This is a genomic window from bacterium, from assembly GCA_040755795.1.
In the GTDB taxonomy this organism is placed as follows: Bacteria; UBA9089; CG2-30-40-21; order CG2-30-40-21; family SBAY01; genus JBFLXS01.
In genome coordinates, this window is record JBFLXS010000010.1 from 1 (window position 1) to 17113 (window position 17113).

At 36.0% G+C, this 17113-nt stretch carries 15 protein-coding genes; 8 read left to right on the forward strand and 7 right to left on the reverse strand.

Annotation, left to right across the window (positions count from 1 at the left end; all coding sequences use genetic code 11):
- The first annotated feature begins 224 nt into the window (after positions 1-224).
- From AB1414_01525 to AB1414_01560, 8 genes are all read left to right on the forward strand, one after another.
- Positions 225-1616 (forward strand): FG-GAP-like repeat-containing protein, encoded by a 1392-nt coding sequence (locus tag AB1414_01525; GenBank protein MEW6606119.1) that lies wholly within the window; start codon positions 225-227, stop codon positions 1614-1616.
- Positions 1617-2088: 472 nt separating this feature from the next.
- Positions 2089-3459 (forward strand): ATP-binding protein, encoded by a 1371-nt coding sequence (locus tag AB1414_01530; protein ID MEW6606120.1) that lies wholly within the window; start codon positions 2089-2091, stop codon positions 3457-3459.
- A 674-nt stretch (positions 3460-4133) separates the two neighbouring features.
- Entirely contained in the window at positions 4134-6380 is a 2247-nt protein-coding gene (locus AB1414_01535) for a tetratricopeptide repeat protein (GenBank protein MEW6606121.1), read from the forward strand.
- A gap of 38 nt (positions 6381-6418) precedes the next feature.
- Positions 6419-6688 (forward strand): nucleotidyltransferase domain-containing protein, encoded by a 270-nt coding sequence (locus AB1414_01540; GenBank protein MEW6606122.1) that lies wholly within the window; start codon positions 6419-6421, stop codon positions 6686-6688.
- A complete protein-coding gene (locus tag AB1414_01545; GenBank protein MEW6606123.1) occupies positions 6685-7212 on the forward strand; it encodes a hypothetical protein in 528 nt (175 codons plus the stop codon). Before AB1414_01540 ends, AB1414_01545 begins: the two co-directional genes overlap by 4 nt.
- Complete coding sequence (locus AB1414_01550; GenBank protein ID MEW6606124.1) at positions 7178-9514, forward strand: O-antigen ligase family protein; 2337 nt, start codon at positions 7178-7180, stop codon at positions 9512-9514. Before AB1414_01545 ends, AB1414_01550 begins: the two co-directional genes overlap by 35 nt.
- Positions 9515-9592: 78 nt before the next feature.
- Entirely contained in the window at positions 9593-10609 is a 1017-nt protein-coding gene (locus AB1414_01555) for an aspartate-semialdehyde dehydrogenase (protein MEW6606125.1), read from the forward strand.
- On the forward strand, positions 10606-11838 hold the full coding sequence (locus tag AB1414_01560; GenBank protein ID MEW6606126.1) for an endonuclease Q family protein: 1233 nt from the start codon (positions 10606-10608) through the stop codon (positions 11836-11838). The genes AB1414_01555 and AB1414_01560 overlap by 4 nt, the downstream gene beginning before the upstream one ends.
- Here AB1414_01560 and AB1414_01565 read toward each other — a convergent pair whose 3' ends face one another.
- The 7 genes from AB1414_01565 to rpsB all read right to left on the reverse strand — a co-directional run bounded on the left by AB1414_01565 (position 11839) and on the right by rpsB (position 16905).
- Positions 11839-12639: a CDP-archaeol synthase gene (locus AB1414_01565; protein MEW6606127.1), complete on the reverse strand. Its 801-nt coding sequence runs from the start codon at positions 12637-12639 to the stop codon at positions 11839-11841.
- Positions 12636-13397: an isoprenyl transferase gene (locus tag AB1414_01570; GenBank protein MEW6606128.1), complete on the reverse strand. Its 762-nt coding sequence runs from the start codon at positions 13395-13397 to the stop codon at positions 12636-12638. Before AB1414_01570 ends, AB1414_01565 begins: the two co-directional genes overlap by 4 nt.
- Positions 13397-13954, reverse strand: a complete 558-nt coding sequence (gene frr, locus AB1414_01575) for a ribosome recycling factor (GenBank protein ID MEW6606129.1) — start codon at positions 13952-13954, stop codon at positions 13397-13399. The genes AB1414_01570 and frr overlap by 1 nt, the downstream gene beginning before the upstream one ends.
- A 414-nt stretch (positions 13955-14368) precedes the next feature.
- Positions 14369-15091, reverse strand: a complete 723-nt coding sequence (pyrH, locus tag AB1414_01580; GenBank protein MEW6606130.1) for a UMP kinase — start codon at positions 15089-15091, stop codon at positions 14369-14371.
- A 14-nt stretch (positions 15092-15105) separates the two neighbouring features.
- On the reverse strand, positions 15106-15426 hold the full coding sequence (locus AB1414_01585) for a hypothetical protein (protein MEW6606131.1): 321 nt from the start codon (positions 15424-15426) through the stop codon (positions 15106-15108).
- A gap of 3 nt (positions 15427-15429) precedes the next feature.
- A complete protein-coding gene (gene tsf, locus AB1414_01590; protein MEW6606132.1) occupies positions 15430-16038 on the reverse strand; it encodes a translation elongation factor Ts in 609 nt (202 codons plus the stop codon).
- Positions 16039-16053: 15 nt separating this feature from the next.
- On the reverse strand, positions 16054-16905 hold the full coding sequence (gene rpsB, locus AB1414_01595) for a 30S ribosomal protein S2 (protein ID MEW6606133.1): 852 nt from the start codon (positions 16903-16905) through the stop codon (positions 16054-16056).
- Positions 16906-17113 lie beyond the last annotated feature (208 nt).

The following is a 17113-nucleotide window of genomic DNA, read 5'->3' on the forward strand; positions in this document are numbered from 1 at the left end:
AAACTTGCCGATAAATATAATAGGTTCATCTCTTCTCCTCCTTTTAGAGATTTATTGTTTCTATTATCTTTAATCGGCAGGAGAAGAGATTTTTTTAACAAAATTTAAAAAATGACGAAACTATAGTCTATTATCTTATCTCCATATCACTCTTATCTCCTTATCCCCTTTCTTACACTTTTGATATATAGCCTGAACGGTTACGAAAAAAGGAGGATAATAAAATGTTAAAAAAGATAACTTTTATTAGTTTAATCATTGGGATAGTATCAGTCACATCCATAAGTCTGGCACAACAGCCGATAGAGCAAGGTGGAACAGAGACAACCGCAGTTTTGGGTCCAACATTACAATTTGCTACTAAAACGGGTGGAGGGATTCAATCTGCCATTGCCTTAGGGGATATAGATGGTGATGGAAAATTAGAAGTGGTTACCGCGGCTTTTGATCAGAAGGTCTATGTCTTAAATGAAGATGGAAGTTTATTGCCTGGCTGGCCTGTAAAACTTCCTCAAGCATGGCTTTTACGCTCATCTCCGGCTATTGGAGATATTAATAACGATGGGAATTTAGAAATAGTCATTGGAACATTACAGGCAGAGGTCTACGCCCTGGATAAAACTGGAAAACCCATTCCTGGTTGGCCAGTAAAGGTTATGGGAGGAGTCTTCTCCTCGCCTGCATTAGCTGATATTGACCAGGACAAAAAATTAGAAGTGATAATAGGCTCAATAGGTGAAGGAGAGGCGATTTTTGTCTATGCCTTTAATGAAGATGGAACTATAGTTCCAGGTTGGCCGGCAAAGATTAATGCTACCACCTGGTCTTGTGCCAGCATAGGGGATATAGATAAAAATGGTAAATTAGAAATAGCCGTAACGACTTGTAGTGGAAATACCTACCTCTGGGATAGAAAAGGGAAATTACTTTCTGATTGGCCTGTCCTCGCCGGTTTCTGGAATATTTCCTCTTCGGTATTTGGAAATATAGATAAGGATAAAAAATTAGAGATAATTGTAAGTTCAAATGATAAAAAGGTATATGCTTTTAAGACAAACGGAAAATTAGTTTCTGGCTGGCCTGTTCAAACTGACGGGGCGATTACCTCTTCTCCTGCATTAGGAGATATTGATGAAGATGGAGAGTTGGAGATAATAATTGGTTCTGATGATAAAAAGGTATATGCCTTTAATGGAGATGGGAGTTTAGTTCAAGGTTGGCCTGTAACTTGCGCCGGAGGTATCCAGGCATCTCCTATCCTGGGAGATATTGATAAAGATGGGAAAATAGAGATAATCGTTGGTTGCACAGATAAAAATGTATATGCCTTCAATGGAGATGGAACATTGGTGACAGGATTCCCATTACAGACAGAAGGCGTCATCCTTTCAACTCCAGCATTAGGGAATATCGATGATGATGATGGGCTTGAATTAATTGTGGCATCATTTGATTCAAAGGTATATTGTTGGGATTTTGGCCCAGGAACATACAATATCCCTTCAGATAAAGGGAAAAACAAGAAAAAGACAAATACCTCAAAATTATTACCCTGGCCAATGTTTCAACATGATGAATGTCATACAGGAACACATCCGGGCATATCCTCCAGATAACTATTTTGGTAAGCGTTCAGCCCCAGAGGCACAGAGTTCACAGAGAATTAAGGAAATTAACCACATAAGGATACGAATTAACCTGTGACATTCGATAAATGTAGTGCGAACCTTTAAGTTCGCCTTTTGGCTTGTCAGAAGCGAGGCTAAAGTCTCGCACTACAAATCTTTTTATTATTCGTGTTCATTCGGGGTTATATATTCCCTCTGTGTTCTCTGTGGCTATATCCTGAACGGTTACAAAAAATTGTAGTTATTGTCAGACACTACCAAAATTACAAGACATTAAATTCCATTTCGTGTCCTTCGTGCTCTTCGTGGTGAATAGTTACAAATTAAGTAAAAAATAAGGTGACCATTTAGACGATTACAAAATAAGAAGTAATTGAACAGTTGCAAAAAATATTTGCAATTCTATTATAAATATTGTATAATATACGCAATAACAATGCACATATTATAAGAGGCATCTATGAACAAGGAATACTTGAAGAATGTAATTATTGACCAACAAAAAGACATTCTTGAGAAAATTATGAATACAAATGTTATATCCCGTGAAGGTGCGGATAGATGTGAAAGGTATATAAGATACCCGAATGTCTTGTTAATAACCGGGTTACGAAGAGCGGGTAAGTCATTTTTTGCCAGCCAGCTTGTGAAAAATAAAAAATATGCATATTTAAACTTTGATGATGAAAGATTGATTGAATTTAATATCCAGGATTTTAATCTTATTCTGGAATGTTTTTATGAACTCTATCCTGATTTTGAGTATCTGTTATTTGACGAAATACAAAATGTAGGTGGCTGGGAACTCTTTGTTAGTAGATTAAGGGATAAATACAAAATAATTATCACTGGTTCAAACGCAAATCTATTAAGTAAAGAAATGGCAACCCATTTGACAGGAAGATATAGTGATTTTGTCCTCTTTCCGATGAGTTTTAGAGAATACCTTGATTACAATAATGTTGGGATAATATCATCATATTCTACCACTGAGAGAAGTAAGATTACTTCATTCTTTGACAGATATGTTAAGGAAAGTAGTATTTTTGATTATTATAAATTCGGTAAGGAGTTTTTAAGAAATTTATGGGCTTCTGTAATTGTCAAGGATATCACTATTCGTTACAAGATAAAGTATCCTTCAGTGTTGGAGAAACTATCTGTTATGCTGATAAATTATTTTACATCTAAAATTTCTATTAGTAATCTAACCAGAAATCTAAAAGTAAAAAGTCCAAATACAGTGGCTGAATATATAAGGTATCTGGAAAACAGTTTTCTCGTTTTTACCTTAAATAAATTTTCATATAAAATCAAGGAACAGTTATTAACATTTAAAAAGATATATATTATGGACAATGGTTTTATTAATGCTATGATTTTTAATTTCAGTGAAAACAGAGGAAAACTCCTGGAAAACATTGTGGCTATTGAATTGAAGCGTAGAAGCATAAGAGACGATTTTGAAATATTTTACTGGGATAATTACTATGTAGAATGTGATTTTATAATAAAAAAGGGAAAACAAGTTATTTCTGCATATCAGGTATGTTCTGAACTAAATATCAATAATAAGGAAAGAGAGATTAGCGGATTAACTGCGGCAATGAAAGAATTTGGTTTAAAAAACGGCACGATTCTTACTGAATCAACGGAAGATGAAATATCAATAAACAGTTCTAAAATACAGGTAACACCAGTATGGAAATGGCTTTTGTCTGAATTTTCGATGGTGTCTGAAAATAACTCTAATAGTGAAATCTATGCAGATTTGGTGTCCAAAAGGGATTTCCTCCAAAAGAGCAAAATGCAAAACTCGTTTATAGTTTAGGGTTTATAGTGTATAGTTTATAGTGTATAGTTTATAGTCCTTCAACTATCAACTATAAACTATCTTTGCCAAAGTTCAGTAAAATTATCTCTTCCCTTTCAGCGTTAAAATACTTGTAACTGTTCAGATAGTAATTCACCGCAGAGACGCAGAGAAACAGAAAGGAAAATATCTTTTTTTCGTGTTTTTCGGTGTTTAAAAAAGTTTAAAAACAGTTAGGTGAAAGTAAGTATTAAAAGATTAATAAACAACGAAAGACCCGAAATGCACAAAAAAAGGAAATTTCTGTCTCTGGTGAATAGATTTTAATTTTTTTCTCTGCGTCTCTGTGGCATCTTGCGGTGAACGGTTACAAATACTTGAAGTCCTTTTTGAAATTTGATTTGTAATTTTGCATTTCGATATTTATATTTGATATTTAATATTTAATATTTATTTGTTGTCTCCCTCAAATCCTATTTTGCAGAACCTATACACTATTTTAACCTTTATGATAGATTAAGACACCACCAAAAATTCAGGGAGTGAAGTTTTGAGGATAGTTTCCCAAATGTCGCTAATTTCCTGCATAAATAGAGTCTATAGTCTTGTGTCTGATGTCCAGTGTCTGAATCACACCCCAGATAATTATTGTATTGACTTTCTATATAAAAGTATGTTATACTAAAAACACAATGAATCTCTCAAATTTCTTAAAGATAGGGAGCGAATATTGTGATAAAGTGATAATCTGGATTGTGTTTTTAATGATTTTAATCATTCCACTTATCTTTGACCCACACATAACCAGTTTTGATTTAGCCAAAGTAACCGCCATGCGGATATTAACCCTTGTTATTATTGGACTTTGGTTATTAAAACTCACCTTTTTCGCTCAAGAATATCAATTCATAAAAACACCTCTTGACTTACCAATTCTTGCCTTTTTAATTATAAGCATCGCCGCCACCATAACCGGTATTCATCCATTAATGAGTTTGGTTGGCGAATATAAAAGATACGATGGATTAATTAGCACCATTAATTACATATTTATCTACTATATTGCGGTTAATTTTTTAAGACAACGCAAATATCTTAAAAGAACTGTTGCGGTTATTAGTTTTGCTGGGGTTTTAGTGGCTGGTTGCGGGATATTGCAATCTTATGGAATTGATTTAACCAGATGGGAGTCAGGGATAATCTCGACAATGGGCAATCCTAATTTCTTAGGGGGTTATTTAGCTATGGTCTTTTTTCCCCCTTTAACTTTATTCTTCCTTGTATCTTCAAAAAAGAAAAGTCAAGTAATGAAAATCATCTTTTTAGGGATTTCTTTAGTCAGTCTCCTCTTAATTTATAAATGTTTTTCTTTACTTGCACATCGAGGAGGAGCACTGGGACTTGGTGCCGGCATTCTTTTGTTTGGAATACTATTGGCAAAACAATTTCTTAAAAATAAGATGAGGACGATAGTGATTTTAGGTGTGATGTGTCTGGCAACAATCTTATTTTTTGTCAAAGAGCAGTCAGGTTTAGTTCAAAAATTTGCCTCAACTATTGCCGTAGAAAAAGAAGAAGGGAAGGCAATCCCAACTCTAAAATTTACCTCAACGGCTGAAACAAGATTCTATATCTGGAAGACAGGATTGGAGATTATAAAAAAATATCCTTTGTTAGGAGTAGGTCCGGATGCTTTAAGGATGGCCTCGACTCAATATGAGAAGATTGAATTTATTCGCACCGAAGGAGGAAGGAATTGCCTGATTGATAAGGCTCATATGGAAGTGTTAGATATGGCTATAACTCGTGGGTTATTAGGTTTAGCCGCTTACTTCTGGATTATAATTTTACTATTTGTAGTCGTATATAAAACCTATTCCTCAATTAAAGAAGAAAACAGGATTTTATTAGTCGGGGTCTTATCGGCTGTGCTTTCTTATCTTGTTCAGAATGAGGTTGGTTTTGGAATTATCGCGACTTCTTCCTTATTCTGGTTATTATTAGGGATGGCAATACCAATAGCCATACCCAAACCTCAATTCACAAAGCCCTTTAAACTGCACATTCTTCCCCGTATTATCATTTGTCTCCCTTTATTGATATTAATTTATTATTTCATCTCATTATCGTTACGACCATATATTGCTGATATTTATTATAAAAATGGCCTGGCGATGATTTCACAGGGTAATATTGACCAGGCGATTGCCAGTTATGACCGTGCATTAGGATATAATCCGTTGGAAGAATTTTATTATGGTGAGGTTTTAAATGCCTATGATATGAAATTTAAACAAACTCAAGATATAGGCTGGTTAGATAGACTTATGGCTAAAGGGGAAGAGGCAGTCAGATGTAATCCTCTTCACGCATATTATTACAATCTTTTAAGTGCGGTTTATGGAGAGAAATATGTTCGGGGAGACCCAACATACGCCGAGAAATCAATTGAGGCTTCTAAAAAGGCACTTAAATGTAAACCTCTATTTGCTGACCCATACAATAATATCGCCGCAATTTATGTTCGTCAGGAAAGATATGATGAAGCGATAAAAGAAATGGAGCAAGCCTCCCAACTTTTCCCCGATGACCCGAATTATCTCCGAATTTTAGGTGAACTATACCATGTGAAAGGTCAGACAAATAAGGCAATAGACTTATTGAAAAAGGCGATTGAATATAATCCGCAAAATCCAGACCCTTATGCCAAACTGGGCAAGATTTACTTTGACCAAAAAAGATATAAAGAGGCAGAAACTCATTTTAAAAAGGCAATCTCGTTAGATGCAAAAAATATCTTTGCCCGTAATAACTTAGGCACTATCTATATCAATCAACAAAGGTTTGGAGAAGCCAAAGACGAATTTGAATCTGTTTTAAAGGTTGATTTACAAAATAACTATGCCAGAGAAATGCTGGCAATAATCAGAGGACAGTAATCTATTCTCTGGTGATCGATGCTGATGTGGAGAAAAATATGGGAATCACGAAAGAACAAATTGAGAAAACTATAGCCATAGCAAAAAAATATGGTGCTAAAAAATTGATTCTTTTTGGAAGTGTTCTGGAAGAATCTGGACAGGCAAGAGATATTGATCTGGCATGTGATGGAATTGACGGCTGGAAATTATTTGAGTTTGGAGGTATTCTCGAACAGGAATTGCATCTATCAGTTGATATTATTCCTTTGAAGCCAGGAACACGATTTACCCGATACATTGAAACTAAAGGGAGGAGTCTATTGTGAATTTATCAGATATTAGGGAGGAAATAGAAATTGAAATGGAATTGGTAGAAGCAACTATTAAGGAATTATTGTCTTTACGACAAGATGTATCAAAGAGGAATCCAACTGTGCGGGAAAAAACTGCCGCAGCTACTTTTCTGGCACAATGTTATACTGGTATTGAAAATATATTGAAACGAATCTGCAAGTTTTATGAAGTTCCATTGCCAACGGGTACTACCTGGCATGTAGATTTGTTCAATTACTTCTGCGAATCACCCAAGATACCATTGCCGTGTTTGTTCGATTCAAGCTTCGCAACTGCTCTTATCCCATTCCGTAAATTTAGACATGTAGTATTTCATGGATATGGTTTTCAATTGGAGTGGAAACAAATGCAGGAAGGTATCGAAAGAATTGAAGATATTTTTTACCACTTCAGGACTATTATCTATTCCTATTTGCAAACATTGGAATCTTATAATAAACCAATTATTAAGGAGTTAGGAGATGAAGCAAATCTCAAGAATTGTTCTCTATTGTGATAGAATTATTGTTGGTTGTCTAATGCTCATGGTATTTGGGATACCGCTGTATTTTGGGTTAAATGTTAATAGCCTTGATTTACAAAAAATAGCCTTTATGTGGACACTCTCGTTAATTATAGCCATTACCTGGATAACCAAAATTGTCTGGACAAGAGAATTTAACTTTGTCAGAACTCCACTTGATATTCCAATACTTGCCTTTTTGTTAGTAAGTATCCTGGCGACTATTTTCTCTATTCATCCCATCATTAGCCTGATTGGTTTTTATGGTCATCATGAAGGATTACTCATAACCATTACCTACATCTTTTTATTCTATGGCGTGGTTAATTTTATAAATAAAGAATTAATGCCCTGGATGATGGATGTTATTATTCTTAGTGGGGTATTGGTGGCAGGTTATGGTATTATTCAACATTATGGTCTTGACCCGGTAAAATGGGAATTATTTATGGGCGGTCGAGTCTCATCAAGTCTGGGCAATCCAATTGGTTTTGGGAATCATATCGTTATGGTTTTAGGAATAGCGGTATGTTTATTTCTCTCCAAAGAGATTATTACCAGGCGAAAAACTAAGCAAATTCCATCATCAAAGAAAAAGAAAAAAATGATTTTAAAACCTGCCCAACAACACAAGCCCATCGTAGAAATACCCTGGTGGATATATGGAATATGTATTGGTATAATTTTGTATGGGTTTGTTTTTTCTGGTAGTCGGGCGCCTTTTCTTGGTATGCTGGGTGGAATTGGACTAATAGGAATTTTATTAGCTAAGAGAATAGTTATCCGGAGAAAACAACTTGGAATATTTGGACTGATGTTTGTTGGTTATTTAGTGTTTTCCAATATAAATCCAGAGATTGCCATAATTGGTAGGTTCACAAGTATGCTTAAACCTCCGGTGCCAAAGGTTGCTTCACCTTTTGAAGTTGGCACTTTCACCGCAACCTCTATCGCTTATCGAACCCCTCGAATCTACCTCTGGCAAGGGGCATTAAACATCGTTCGTGAGCATCCTGTTTTAGGTGTGGGATTAGATACCATCGGACTTGTTCATTCCCGGTATAAACCCATAGAATCTGCAATGGCAGAAGGGGCTTATGCCACCGCAGCCAGTGCCCATAATGAACTATTAGATGTGTGGGTTTCCAGAGGAACAATTGGATTAATCATCTACCTCTGGATGCTGATTGCTTTCCTGGTTATTTCTTTAAAAAACTATTGGTCTTATGAGGGGGTAGAAAAATTCTTTATTACGGGATTATTAGCCAGCTGGTTTTCTTATCTTATCCAAAATCAATTTAGCCCAACAGGTATCTCATCTTCTTATCTTTTCTGGACAATTATGGCTTTAGGTATGGTATTTAGTGGAAAGCAGAAGTCGTTCGTCTTATCTCCGCTAATCAAAGAATTTCGATGGCTTATTGTTTTGACCACATTGGGAATAGGAATTGGGTTGTGGATTTTATTAGTCGTCCGACCCTGTATTGCTGATTTTAATTATGAACAAGGAACTTTACTTCAAACTATGCCTCAATATGAGAAAGAAACTCAATACCGGTTTGAGCGGGCACTAAAATATAACCCTTATGAAACACAGTACCATCGGGAGGTGTGTTCTATTTACCTTAATCGGGCACAAACTACAGGGGATGAGACCTGGATTAAAAAGACTATTGAGCAATCTAAAAAGTTAGTCAAATTTAATCCTGAGGATGGTGTGGGGAATTCTATTTTAGGGGCAGGATATTATCTGGAAGGCAAGGAATTAAATGAGGCGGTGAAGTATTTCAAAAGGGCAATAGAGATAGACCCCTATAACCCTGACCCACATAATACCCTTGCTTTAGGCTATCAAAGACTCGGAAAATATGATGAGGCAATTAAAGAATTTAAACAAGCATTCTGGTTAAAGCCTGATTATTCTATGTCTATTGAGAACTTGATGCGTCTCTATGCCAATATTGGTAAAGGTGATATTAGATCTGATATTAAGGAGGTATTAACCAGAGAATCTGGAGGGCGAACTAGCAGGATGAGAGAACGATTAGTTGAATTTTATCTTAAAGAGAATAATCTGGATGAGGCGGCTAAAGAATGTATCATAATTCTTCACCTTATGCCAGAAAATGTAAATATCTGTAGAATTTTAGGTAATATTTATATCCAGCAAGGAAAGATTGATGAGGCAAAAAAGGCATTTAATCATTTATTAAAGATTAAGCCAGATGATATTTATGCCAGGGAATTTTTGGCAAAGATGGATAAACAAATAGGGCTTCACGAAATTATAAAGTAAGTAATCGGTTAAATGGTAACTGGTAACTAATTACCATTCACCAGTTACCAATTACCAAAAAGAAGGAGGTATAGAAATATGAACGGATATAAAGTTGCGGTTGTGGGTGCGACGGGCGCCGTGGGGACAGAAATGATAAAGGTTCTTGAGCAAAGAGATTTTCCGGTTGCAGAGTTAAAATTATTTGCATCATCACGCTCGGTAGGGAAAAAATTAGAGTTTAAAAATCAACCAATACCGGTTTTTGAACTGACTCAGGATTCATTTAAGGGGATTGAGATTGCCTTGTTTTCTGCAGGTGCCTCACGAAGTAAGGATTTTGCACCTTATGCGGTCAAATCAGGTGCAGTCGTCATCGACAATAGTAGTGCCTTTCGGATGGATAAGGATGTCCCATTGGTTGTGCCAGAGGTCAATCCTCAAGATATTGCCTGGCATAAAGGTATTATCGCTAATCCTAATTGCTCGACTATTCAGATGGTGGTGGTCTTAAAACCACTTCACGACCTGGCTAAAATTAAACGAATAGTAGTTGCTACCTATCAATCTGTAGGAGGGACTGGTGCTAAGGCTATGCAAGAGTTACTATTACAAACAAAGGCGTATGTATCAGGAGATGAATTACCGATAGATGTCTATCCACATCAAATCTTGTTTAATGTTATCCCTGAAATAGGCAAATTTTTGGATACGGGATATACGGAAGAGGAGATGAAAATGGTAAATGAAACAAGAAAGATTATGGGCGATGAGAGGATTAGAGTTACGGCTACGACGGCCAGAGTTCCGGTATTTATCTCGCATTCAGAGGCAGTAAATGTAGAGTTTGAAAAAGAGATAACCCCTGAGCAGGCAAGAGAAGTATTACGACACTCCCCAGGCGTTGAAGTCATAGACAACCCTGCCAATCATGAATATCCATTAGTCATCAATGCCGCACATAAAGACCCGGTCTATGTTGGTCGGATAAGAAAAGATACCTCTGTTGAACACGGATTAGACTTATGGATAGTTGCTGATAACATCCGCAAAGGTGCGGCACTAAATGCCGTCCAGATTGCGGAGGAGTTGATTAAGGAGGGAACTAAAATATGAAATTTATAGCTGATTTTCATATCCATTCTAAATATTCACGCGCCACAAGCCCACAAATGGAGATACCGACTTTAAGTAAATATGCCAGACGAAAAGGGATAGCCTTAATGGGCACTGGTGATTGGACACACCCTGTCTGGCTATATGAATTAAAAAAGGTATTAGAACCAGTTAGTTATGGGTTATTTAAGTATGAGGATACTTTTTTTATGCTCACCGCGGAGGTGTCTAATCTATTTAATCGGAAAGGTAAAGGGAAGAAGGTTCATAATATTATCTTTGCCCCATCTTTTGAGAGCGTTGAAAAAATAAACAGCCATCTTGAAAAATATGGTGATTTAAGTGCTGATGGCAGACCAATGCTTTCCTTAGATGCAAAAAATTTAGTTAAAATAATCCTTGATATTGACCCAGATTGCTTTGTTGTTCCAGCACATGCCTGGACTCCCTGGTTTTCTGTATTTGGCTCTAATTCTGGATTTGACTCGGTAGAAGAATGTTTTGAAGAAGAAACACGGAATATCTATGCCTTAGAGACCGGCCTTTCATCTGACCCACCAATGAATTGGCGATTATCCGAATTAGACCAATATACACTTATCTCTAATTCTGATAGCCACTCTCCGGCTAAAATAGGTCGAGAGGCAAATGCCTTTGATTGTGAGATAAATTACAAAGAAATAATTGATGTTCTGAAAAGAAAGGATAGAAATAAATTTCTGTTCACCATTGAGTTCTTCCCGGAAGAAGGAAAGTATCATTATGATGGACACAGGTTGTGTAATCTTAGATTTACACCTGCCCAAACGAAGGCACATAATGGTATCTGCCCTTCCTGTGGTAAAAAAATAACGGTTGGTGTCGTCAATCGTGTTGAAAAATTAGCTGATAGACCCGAAGGATTCGTCCCGGAAAATCATATCCCGTGTAAACACCTTATTCCATTAGAAGAAATAATAAGTAAGGTGACTAAAAAAGGCGTTGGCACAGCCGCAGTAGAAAATGAGTATTTGAAACTCACACAATCCCGACATACGGAATTTGATATTCTTCTCTATCTTTCTAAAGAAGAACTAAGTCAATTTGTATCTAAAGAAATTCTTAGAGGCATACTAAATGTGCGAGAAAAAAAGGTGAATATCCTACCCGGCTATGATGGCGTTTATGGTGAAATAGATATACCATTAGAAGAAGAAAAAGAAGAAATAGTTCAATTAAGTCTATTTTAGTTACGTTAAAGGAAAAAAAAGGAAATAATAATAAATTATTGGTGCGTTAAAAATCACACTATCAAAAACATCTAATACCCCACCATGCCCGGGTATCCAGGTTGCTGAGTCTTTAACCCCGGTCAACCGTTTTATCTTAGATTCTAACAAATCTCCTACTTGCCCGCAAAAGCTTAATAACAATCCAATAATTATTGCCTGAATTATTGAGATATATCCTGTGATTAAACTAACAATGATAGAAGTCAAAATTCCACCTATTAATCCAGCCACAGTTCCTTCTACGGATTTTTTGGGGCTAATCTGTGGGATTAATTTGTGTTTGCCAAACTTCAATCCGATGCCAAAGGCAAAAGTATCGGTTAACCAGGTGATTAAGAATAATAACACGATGTAGAAACTACCATTTTGCAAGTGTTTTAATAAAAGAATATGATTGAGTAAATAACTAATATAGAGCACACCGGCTAATGTTACCCCGATTTCTAAAAAATACCTTTTGATAAAAAAGGTTAATAGATAACCGATTAATAATGGGGAGATTAAAATAGAGGTTAGTAAATAAAATTGTGATGGGATAAAATGGGCAACTAAGGCAAAAAGAAGGCTAATGATTACACCAATAATTTTAAATGGTTTTATCTGGACTTTTGAGGATAAGGAATAAAATTCCATTAGTCCTAAAAATATGACGAGGCAGATTATTAATAATAAGAAAAGGGTATTTTTTGAGAAGATACAATAAATTAATATCGGAACAAATATAACTGAAGTAATTATTCTTTTAAATGTAGAACTCACTTTTTCATCTCCAATATCCCACCAAATCTTCTTTCTCTTTTTTGGTAATCGACAATGGCAGACAGAAAATGTTTTCTTGAAAAATCAGGCCAGTAAGCAGGGGTAATATAAATTTCGGTATATGCAATTTGCCACAATAAAAAGTTGCTAATTCTCATCTCGCCACTTGTTCGAATAAGTAAATCTGGTTCTGGTAAATTTGCTGTAGAGAGATATTTTTCAAACAATGGTTCATTGATGTCTTCTGAACTGCATTTTTTGTTTTCAATATCTGCAGTTAATTTTTTAATAGCATCAATAATATCTGCCCGACCACTATAATTCAGGGCAATATTTAATATTAAACCGGTGTTATGAGCCGTTTTCTCCGTTGCCCATTTTAAATCTTTAATTATCAAGTCTGATAACTGCTCGATTCTCCCAATGAAATTCAATTTAACATTATCTCGGTTTAATTCACCAGTCTCTTTGCGTAAATATTCTCGCAAAAGATTCATTAAGGTATTAACCTCTTTTTGAGGTCTGGTCCAATTTTCTGTCGAAAAAGCATAAAGAGTCAAAACCTTAATTCCTAATTCACCGCATAACTTAACAATCCTTTTAACCGTTTTCATTCCCGCACGGTGGCCAGCAACTCGCGGCAATTTTTTCCCTTTTGCCCATCTTCCATTTCCATCCATAATAATCGCAATATGTCCTGGTAATTTATCTTTATCTATGAGAGACAATAACTGAAATTCATCTTTGGGGATGGACATTATCCTTCTAAAATCTCCTTTTCTTTACTCGCCAGCAATTGGTCTATTTTCTCTATGAATCTATCGGTTATTTTTTGGATTTCATCATGGCCATGTCTTGATTCATCTTCGGATATTTCTTTATCCTTTTCCTTTTCTTTGATCTGGGAATTAATCTTGTGTCTGATATTGCGTATTCCAATTCTTCCTTCTTCTGCTTTTTTCTTAATCACTCGGTCTAACTCTTTTCTTCGTTCCTGGGTCAATGAAGGGATGGAGATTCTAATTACATTTCCATCAGTATTTGGCATAAGGCTTAAATCGGACTTAATAATTGCCTTACAAATAGACTCCGTAACAGATTTATCCCAGGGGGAAATAAGAAGGAGTCGTGGTTCTGGGACAGAGATAGTGGCAAGTTGATGAATGGGCATCTGACTACCATAGCATTCTACCCGAATATGTTCAACAAGAGAAGGTGAGGCTTTACCTGTTCGGATTGTGGCAAATTCATTTTTTGTTGCCTCCACAACCTTTGTCATTTTCTCTTCTGCTTCTTTATAAATATTTTTTAGCATAAATTTTATCCCCTCCTTTTTAGGTAACCGTTCAGCCACAGAGGCACAGAGTTCACAGAGAATTAGAGAAATTAGTCACAAATGGACACGAATTATAGCACTTATTAATCGAAATTTAACATAGATATGGCTATGAAATTCCAAATCACAAATTCCAAATTCCAAACAAATTCGAATGACCAAAATTCAAAACATTACCCCCCATAGTTTGGTATTTAGGACTTGGAATTTGGTGCTTATTTGAGATTTGGTGCTTGGAATTTGGGATTTTTTCCTTATCCACTCTGAGTAAAATTTTGACTAATAACTGCTATATTCCCTCTCTGTTCTCTGTGACTCTGTGGCTATATCCCTCAACGGTTACCTTTTTAGTTGGTAATTAGTTAAATGGTAGCTGGTAATTAGTTACCAGTTTTATGAAACAATAGTTCCAATCTTTTCTCCTAAAATAATATTAAGCAGGTTATTGGGTTTTAATAGATTAAAGACAATTATGGGGATGTTATTTTCCATACATAAAGATATTGCGGTGAAATCCATTATTCGCAATCTTTCGTTAATGACCTCCATATAGGATATTTTATCATATTTAACTGCATCGGGATATTTAACCGGGTCTTTAGAAAAGATACCATCTACTTTAGTTGCTTTCAGGATAACCTCAGCCCCAATTTCTGCGGCTCGAAGTGCCGCGGCTGTATCTGTGGAAAAAAAAGGATTACCTGTTCCTGCGGCAAAAATCACTACCCGTCCTTTTTCCAAATGCCTGATTGCCCTTCTGCGAATATACGGTTCAGCAATTCTTTGCATCTCAATGGCACTCTGGACCCGGCAAAAAACCTGCCGTGTCTCCAGGGCATCTTGCAAGGCAATGGCATTTATCACCGTGGCTAACATACCCATATGGTCAGCTGAGGTTCTATCCATTTGTGAACCATAAACACTCACGCCACGAAAGATATTCCCGCCGCCGATACTAATGGCTATTTCTACCCCCAGATTGTGAATGTCTTTAATTTGTTCGGCAATGGAGGCAATAACTTCTGGTTCAATTCCATAACCTTTTTTACCTTGAAGCACTTCACCACTGAGTTTGAACAAAACTCGTTTAAAGACAGGTTTTTTATTATCAGTCACCTTTTGTGTTTCCTTTATTTAAAAATCATAGTTAACACTGCTCCAGTTACAGATAAGATTAGCGGGACAAATAAACCAATTAGCCAATAAAAGAGGTGGTCAATTTTACCTGAAATTCCATCCATTCGTTTTTCGAATCCATCCATTCGTTTTTCAAATCCATCCATCCGGACTTCAAGTGCATCAATCCGTTGATTTATTTGTTGATTCCCACTTTTTATCAAATCTTCTAATCGTTGAATTTCTGCGACAAACCTTTTCTCGCGTTCATCTATAAATCTATCATAATAAGGTGGAAGTGTATATTCTTTATAAGCTACTGATTCTCCTGGCATTGCCTATCCCTCCTTAATTTTCTCACCAATCGCATAGCGAACAAACCTGCGAATGGTTATGTTTTCTCTTAATTTGGCAATCACACTCGCCACATAGTCAGAAACAGTTATAGCGGGGTCTTTAATATAAGGTTGTTCCAACAAACAGATTTCCTTATAATATTTTTCCAATCTGCCTTCAACAATTTTATCCCAGAATTTTTCTGGTTTACCTGATTTTTTCGCCTGTTCTATGTAAATTTCCCTTTCATTGGCAACCATTTCTTCTCTAACCTGGTCTTTGGAGACAACATAAGGATTAGAGGCGGCGATTTGCATGGCGATATTTTTCACTAATTCTTGAAATTCAGAATTTTTAGCCACAAAATCTGTTTCACAATTAATTTCAACCAACACCCCAAGTTTTCCACCAGGATGGATATAAGAAAATATTGTTCCTTCTTTGGTTTCGCGGACTTGTTTTTTCTTTGCTTCGGCTAATCCCTGTGTGCGTAAAATTTTCAATGCCTCTTCAACAACTCCATTAGCCTTTTGTAATGCCTCTTTGCATTCCATCATCGGTGCTCCGGTAATTTCGCGGAGCTGTTTTACTTGTTCTGCACTAATAACCATAATTTTTCTCCTTTCTTAATCTTCCACTATTTCTTCTTTTTCCTTGAGTGTTTTTTCTATAAGCTCTTTGTCTAATTCCTCATAGAATTGTGGGAGTAATTCTTCCTCTTCTTCTAACTTCAGAAATATTTTTTCCTCTTCTTCCTCTACTTGAGCCGTCTCTTCTTCAACTGGTAGTTTATCTGCTAATCTTTTACCTTCCATTATACCATCGGCAATCACCGAGGCAATTAACTTCACCGAACGAATCGCATCATCATTACCAGGGATGCAATAATCTACCTCATCCGGGTCGCCATTGGTATCAACAACGCCCACAATTGGAATGTTTAATCTTCTCGCTTCTAGAATAGCTATCTTTTCTTTTTTCGTATCCACAATAAATAATGCCCCTGGCAAGGTTTTTATCTCTTTAATCCCACCCAATAGAATTTCCAATCTATTCATTTCCTTTTTTAAAAGAGCCACTTCCTTTTTGGGTAATTTTTCAAATACCCCTCCTTCCTCCATTTTCTTAATCTCATTAAGTCTTTTAATACTTTTCTTTACTGTCTCAAAATTAGTCAGAGTTCCTCCTAACCAGCGTTGAGTTACATACGGCATCTGACATCGAATTGCCTCTTCCATAACTACGGTTTGAATTTGTTTCTTTGTCCCAACAAATAAGACAGGCTTTTTTGTCTTAGCCGTTTCCTGAACAAAGCTATATGCCTCTTTTAACCCTTTCATTGCCTTTTGAAGATTAATGATATGAATATCATTCCTCTCTGAAAAGATATAAGGTGCCATCTTTGGATTCCATCGTTGGGTTTGATGACCAAAGTGCACCCCTGCTTCTAAAAGTTGTTTCATTGTAATCGTCGTCACTTATTTTATAACCTCCTTAAATTTGGTAAATGGTAATTGGTAAATGGTAATTAGGTACCCGTTACCAGTTAAATTTTGCAAAACCCTATTTTAAATTTTTTATAATATATCATATTTTAAAATTTTTTGCAAGAAAAAAATTTAAAATTAACAAAATTCTCGGTCAGCCTCTTGACAACTCTTAAAAATTATGCTATAAACTTATTAG